Annotated in this window: 5 protein-coding genes; 2 read left to right on the forward strand and 3 right to left on the reverse strand. The window is 59.3% G+C overall.

Translation table 11 applies throughout. The annotated features are described in order from the left end of the window. Positions 1 to 4 precede the first annotated feature (4 nt). Entirely contained in the window at positions 5 to 1,030 is a 1,026-nt protein-coding gene (locus tag AD944_RS01420; protein WP_061474696.1) for an MraY family glycosyltransferase, read from the forward strand. Between the two features lie 35 nt (positions 1,031 to 1,065). On the opposite strand, the gene AD944_RS01425 is transcribed toward AD944_RS01420, so the two are convergent. The 3 genes from AD944_RS01425 to AD944_RS01435 form a co-directional block, all read right to left on the reverse strand. Next, a complete protein-coding gene (locus tag AD944_RS01425; protein WP_035380642.1) occupies positions 1,066 to 1,512 on the reverse strand; it encodes a hypothetical protein in 447 nt (148 codons plus the stop codon). A 166-nt stretch (positions 1,513 to 1,678) separates the two neighbouring features. After that, positions 1,679 to 2,098, reverse strand: coding sequence for a MarR family transcriptional regulator (locus tag AD944_RS01430; RefSeq protein WP_035380718.1), 420 nt, complete (start codon positions 2,096 to 2,098; stop codon positions 1,679 to 1,681). Positions 2,099 to 2,258: 160 nt separating this feature from the next. Further along, positions 2,259 to 3,698, reverse strand: coding sequence for a leucyl aminopeptidase family protein (locus AD944_RS01435; protein ID WP_045541262.1), 1,440 nt, complete (start codon positions 3,696 to 3,698; stop codon positions 2,259 to 2,261). A 107-nt stretch (positions 3,699 to 3,805) separates the two neighbouring features. Between AD944_RS01435 and AD944_RS01440 the strand changes: the two genes are divergently transcribed. Continuing rightward, the coding region (locus AD944_RS01440; protein WP_248845802.1) for a helicase-related protein at positions 3,806 to 6,107 on the forward strand (2,302 nt) is incomplete at its 3' end.

Genomic DNA, 6,107 nt, shown 5'->3' on the forward strand with positions numbered 1-6,107 from the left:
GCCCATGTTTCTTTCTGACCCTGTTCTGGCGGTTTTCTGCCTGATTTGCGCGGCTTTTTTTGCAGCCGGGCTTGTGCGAGTCATGATCAATCTGGCCATTCTTGACCATCCTGGCCACCGCAGTGCACACCAGCGCCCCACCCCAAAAGGGGGTGGCGTGGGGGTTATGGCCTCATTTTTTCTTTTTTTTCCGCTGGTGCAGGACATAACAGGCCGGAGCGTGCTGCGGGCTGATGTTATTCTCACAGCACTGGCGACTCTCCTGCTGGCCTGTGTCTCCTGGCTGGATGACATGTATCAGTGGCGGCCCTCCATCAAATTCTGTGCCCAGAGCGCCGCAGCCATCATGGTGGTGGCAGGGGGCACCATTCTGGGGTGGCCCACCCCACTGCCCGGCGCCTTTCTGGCCGTGCTGTGGCTGATTTTCATAACCAACGCCGTCAATTTCATGGATGGCCTGAATGGTCTGATTTCCGGCTGCCTGATTGTCGGCAACCTGATTGTGGCGGCCACCGGTGTCTTTTTTGGTGTGCCGGATCTGATCTGGCCCGCACTCCTGCTGGCAGGATGCCTGTGCGGCTTTCTGCCGTTCAACTTCCCCAAGGCACGCATTTTTCTGGGCGACGTAGGAAGTCAGGGCTGTGGTCTTCTAGCCGGAACAGCGGCGCTGTATATGACCCAGCATTCCATCAAACCATCGGGCTGGCTGTTAGGCCCCGCCCTGCTGTTTCCCCTGATTTTTGATGTGCTGTTTACGTTGGTGCGCCGCAAACTGGCCGGGCACTCTCTGGTACAAGCGCACAGAGGGCATATCTATCAGGTATTGCACCGCAGCGGCATGAACCCCGTGCTGATTGCCGTGTGTGAATGGGTGTTTGTGTGCTGGGGAGGCATTGTGGCGTTACTGGTTGCCTCATTCCCCCCTCTGAAAGGAGCCTGCGTGGCCCTTCCTCTCCTGGTAGCGCCTCAGCTTGGCTGGGTGGCTCTGGCTGTTATCAGAACGCGCAGCCACCCCGTAGGGCCATGGTAAGGCTGCGCGTTCTGAACAGCTCAACGCCGTAGAGTTTATTTCAGCACAAAGGTAAGACCCTGTGCCGAACCGGCAAGACGGGCACCTTTGGAGATGGTTTCAATCTTGATCCGCACGCCGTTCTTGTTCTCAAGCACGGCCCCACCCAGACCGCTGCCAAGGGTGGCTTCACCATGCGCAGCGCCGTAGGTTCCAGCAAAGTCCTGAACACGGTGCAGGTTATAAACCGTCCCCGTGCCCTCAATCTGTGAGTAGCCAACGGCCGCGATCGTGCCGCCAGTTACAGAGAATTTGTAGGATTTCCCGCCAACCGTCAGGGTGCCATCACCCCACGTATAGCCTACGCCCACATCGGCCGATTTGGCAGAGAGCGTGATTTTACCTGTGGGAGTGCCCAGAGCATCAGCCGCATGCGCGGTGGGAGCAAAAGAGGCTGTCGCAAAAGTCAGTGCCGCTGCCGCGGCAACAGAAGCAAACCGCATGGAAACATTCCTTTTTTCTTAAATCTTTGCAGGAGCAAAGAACTGCCTCACGGGGTCAGCCCTGCTCTCGAAAGTCTTTAAGAAGAACGTTCTATGCGGGAAAAAGTTTCTCTTTCCGCCATCAAGCCGTTCACGACTGGTATGGCGGAAAGAGAGTTTATCTCACTCAGGCTGCAGCAACACGGCGCAGGGTGCGACGTACCGGCTGTTCCTTTTTTTCTTCACTCCGGCCCTTACGGGCTTCTTCCGTAGCGGCTTCACCCATAATGGAGCGAATCTCCTTCAGGTAGGCCGCGCCTTTGGGCGTACGCTGCACCAGCACGGAACGACGGTCCAGCGGGTCCACCTTGCGGCGTGCCAGATCCAGCTCACCCAGACGGTCCAGCGCACGCGTAATGGCGGGCTTGGACACATTCAGGCTGGAAGCCAGACCGCGCACGGTGTGGCCACTTTCATCCAGATAGCAGGTCAGGAAAACAGCAAGCTGACGTGCAGACAGGTCTGGCCCGTCGCTCCGCACCAGCGAGACAATGGTGTCCCGAAGGGTTTTGACCAGTTCTTCTGCTTTGGCGGCATTCTGTGCCATCAGACTCTTATCCTTTTTATCACGCCGATGGTCAGCCTCGCGGCGCGGCATCGGACTCAACGTTTGTTACCCGTCGTCTTCTCGTGGGGCCTTATATAGGGACCGCTACAGATATTTAAATCATGTAATGACAAAATAGTTCCATTACGATTTTATTTCTTTACGCTCCCGCTCCGTCCGGCGCATCAAAAACAAGTCTGATAGCGGCAAAAAGAGCCCGAACCCCAGGAGAATCCCCGCCTTCAGGCCGTCCGGCACGGCTGCTGTCATTCCAGGCATAGGTGTCGATATGCGCCCACCGCTGGCCTGCTTTTACAAAACGTTCAAGAAACAGTCCGGCCGTTATTGAGCCCGCCATAGGTTTAGAGGAAATATTGTTGAGGTCCGCAACAGGACTCCGCAACCATCCGGCGTAGCCCTGCCATAGTGGTAACCGCCATAGCGGGTCTGCTTCACGCTCACTTACTTCAAGAAGCATCTCTGCCAGGCTGTCATCATTACAGAACAACGCGGGCAGATCCGGCCCCAGCGCCACACGGGCCGCGCCGGTCAGGGTGGCCATATCCAGCAGCAGATCCGGGCTGGCTTCTCCGGCTTCGGTCAGCAGATCACACAACACCAGCCGTCCTTCAGCATCGGTGTTGCCAATTTCGACTGTCAGGCCAGCCCGGCTTTTCACCACATCCAGAGGACGCATGGCATGGCCGGAAACACTGTTTTCCACACATCCCAGCCGCACTTCCAAACGGACCGGCAGATCCTGCGTCATGATCAGGCGGGCCAGCGCCAGAACGGATGCCGCGCCCCCCATATCCTTTTTCATGCGCAACATGCCGGAGGACGGTTTGATATCGTAGCCGCCGGAATCAAAACACACGCCCTTCCCAACCAGAGACAGAAGCGGCGCGTTCTTGCCTGCCTTGCTGCCGCGCCAACGTGCCACCGCCACGCGCGGGCCGCGTTCCGAGCCATTGCCCACATGCGCCAGCAGGGGATAGGCTTTGTCCAGCGTCTTGCCCTTGATGATCTCTACATCTGCTCCAAACGGGCTCAGGGCCTCACGCGCTGCATGTGCCAGATCAGACGGCCCAAGCAGATTGGCGGGGGTATTGATCAGATCGCGCGCAAGCCAGATGGACCGCGCCATTTCCACGGCCAGCCCTTTACGCTCGGCCTCGGTTACCACCAGCCGAACCGGCGTACGGGCCGGAGCATCCGCCTTGAGAGAAAACTGATACGCCCCAAGGCAGAACCCCAGCAAAACATCTGCCCGCAGAGTTTCTTCCGGCACCTGCACCTGCCAGTCTCCTTCCGGCAGATCTCGCGCCAGCGCACCAAACACATACGGGTCCCTACGGCCTTTTTCAGGCACGCCAAACAGCCCCACGGGATGACCCTGGTTATCGGGCACCAATACCAACTGGCCGGGCCGGGCGATAAAACCGCAGGCCAACGCAAAGGTAGCAGCTTCTGCCCCCAGCAGGGTTTTCAGCGTGCTTTCCAGCGTCGCATCATCCGCGGCACGCACACCGTGCACCGTGGGCCCATCCTTCTGGCGACGCCGCAAAACAGTGAGACAATCAGCTTCTCGAACAGACATGGGCATTCCTCCTGTTTCAAAACTGCGCCTGCCATTGGCCCGATGCAATGGCTCCCACACAGGAACGGGTTGCTTTTCCGTGCATACCGACGGACCATGGCGGCATGATGGATATCCCCCGCCGCCGTCCGGCTGCCCGTGCGCACTTATCCGCCACTACCGAGGATGCCCCCGTGCGGGCCATACTGGGGCCGACCAATACCGGCAAAACCCATCTGGCGCTGGAACGCATGCTGGCGCACACCTCTGGCGTTATGGGGTTTCCGCTCCGCCTTCTGGCGCGAGAAAATTACGAGCGCATGGTCAAGCTGAAAGGCGTGCGCTCCGTGGCGCTCATCACCGGGGAAGAAAAAATTATTCCACCGGGAGCACGCTGGTTCTCCTGCACGGTTGAAGCCATGCCCATGGACCGGCGTGTGGATTTTGTGGCGGTTGATGAAATCCAGCTCTGTGCTGACCCGGAACGCGGCCATGTTTTCACGGATCGTCTGCTGAACGCCCGAGGAGAAGCGGAAACGCTGTTTTTGGGTGCAGAAACCATAGCCCCTGTGCTGCGCACCCTTATTCGCGGCATAGAGATTGAAACACGCCCCCGTTTGTCCAACCTGGTGCATACCGGCTTCACGCGGCTCAGCCGTCTGCCGCCCCGCACCGCCATTGTGGCGTTTTCCGCCGGGGATGTTTACGCCATTGCCGAACTGATTCGCCGCCGCCGGGGCGGATGCGCGGTGGTGATGGGCCAGCTTTCCCCCCGCACCCGCAACGCGCAAGTGGCGCTCTATCAGAACCGGGAAGTAGATTATCTGGTCGCGACCGATGCCATAGGCATGGGCCTGAACATGGATATCCATCATGTAGCCTTTGCGGGGCTTTCAAAGTTTGATGGCTCCCGCAGACGCATGCTGGCCGCAGCAGAAATTGCGCAGATTGCAGGCCGCGCCGGACGTGGCACCCAGGATGGAACCTTTGGCACCACTGGCGATTGCCCGCCATTGCCAGAAAATGTGGTGGAAGCGGTAGAAACTCACCAGTTTGAACCCCTGCACCATTTATACTGGCGTAACAGCGCGCTGGACTACACCTCCCCCACCGCGCTGCATGCCAGCCTGTGCCAACGGGTTCCCGCCCCCGGCCTGTGGGGAGCCGAACCAGCCTCTGACCTTCTGGTGCTGAACGCGCTGATGCGTGACCCAACCATTCAGAGCCTGAGCAAAGGGGCGGACCGCACCCGGCTGTTATGGGAAGTGTGCCAGATTCCAGATTTCCGCAAACTGGGAGAAGACAGCCATATCCGCCAATGCGCCCAGATTTTTGTCACACTGGCGCAGCAAGGCAGATTGCCTTCCTCCTGGCTGGAGCCACGACTGCTGAACCTTGAGCGCACGGAAGGGGATATCGAGTCCCTGATGCACCGGCTTATGGGGATTCGGATCTGGGCCTACGTGGCCAACCGGGCAGATTGGGTGGAAGACCCGGACCTATGGCGTGTACGGACCCGGACCATAGAAGACACGCTTTCCGACATTCTGCATGAAAGACTGGCTGCCCGCTTTGTGGATAAACGCGCCACCAGCCTGGCCCGCAGGCTGGAAGAAGCAGACAGCAAACCCCTGCTTTCCGCCATTACGCGCACTGGCGAGGTCAGTGTGGAAGGGCACGCAGTCGGCCATATGCGGGGCTTTGCCTTTATTCCTGACCCGGAAGCAGCACGCTCTGACCAACCCTTGCTCCTGCGCGCCGCCCGTCGGGCCGCCCGCAGCGAAATCCCGCGCCGGGTCACCCACTTTCTGCAAGCTTCAGACAGCGACCTGAGGCTGGATTGGGAAACCGGCACAATATTCTGGCAGGAAGATCCGATTGGTCGGCTCATCAAAAGCGATGATCTTCTGCGTCCCGCCGTGCATGTGACGGACGCTGAATTTCTGGACGCCACCCATAGAGAGCGTATCCGCCTGCGGCTGACCACATTTATCACCCACACCATTCAGCAGACCCTCGCCCCGCTTTTCCGTGCAGCGGAAGCCGTGGCCACCAAGCCCGTGCTACGCGGCGTCTTACACGGCCTACTGGAACAGGGAGGCGTGATGCCTGCTCCGGCACGCGAATACCTCTCCCCTCAGAATGTAGCGTCTCTTCGCAAAGCGGGCATAACAACCGGGCCGACCGCTCTTTTCTGCCCCGCACTGTTGCGCCCCGCCCCCATGCGCCTGCGCAATCTACTGCTAGCGGTGCGAGAAGGTCGCCCCCCGCTTCTTCTCCCTCGGGCAGGCGCCGTTTCTTTCAAGACCGACCATCTACCAACATTTGCGGCGCAGGATAGGCTCTTTTTATCCCGTCTGGGCTGGGTTGAAGCAGGCCCGCTCTGGGTCCGACTCGACGCGGAAATCTCACAGAAGGGTTGTACATCGG

Source organism: Acetobacter tropicalis, from assembly GCF_001580915.1.
Lineage (GTDB): Bacteria > Pseudomonadota > Alphaproteobacteria > Acetobacterales > Acetobacteraceae > Acetobacter > Acetobacter tropicalis.

What these genes read in the sequence shown, in the direction of transcription:
- AD944_RS01420 (WP_061474696.1), top strand. Translation starts at nt 5, where the DNA reads ATGTTTCTTTCTGACCCTGTTCTGGCGGTTTTCTGCCTGATTTGCGCG.
- AD944_RS01425 (WP_035380642.1), bottom strand. Translation starts at nt 1,512, where the DNA reads ATGCGGTTTGCTTCTGTTGCCGCGGCAGCGGCACTGACTTTTGCGACA.
- AD944_RS01430 (WP_035380718.1), bottom strand. Translation starts at nt 2,098, where the DNA reads ATGGCACAGAATGCCGCCAAAGCAGAAGAACTGGTCAAAACCCTTCGG.
- AD944_RS01435 (WP_045541262.1), bottom strand. Translation starts at nt 3,698, where the DNA reads ATGTCTGTTCGAGAAGCTGATTGTCTCACTGTTTTGCGGCGTCGCCAG.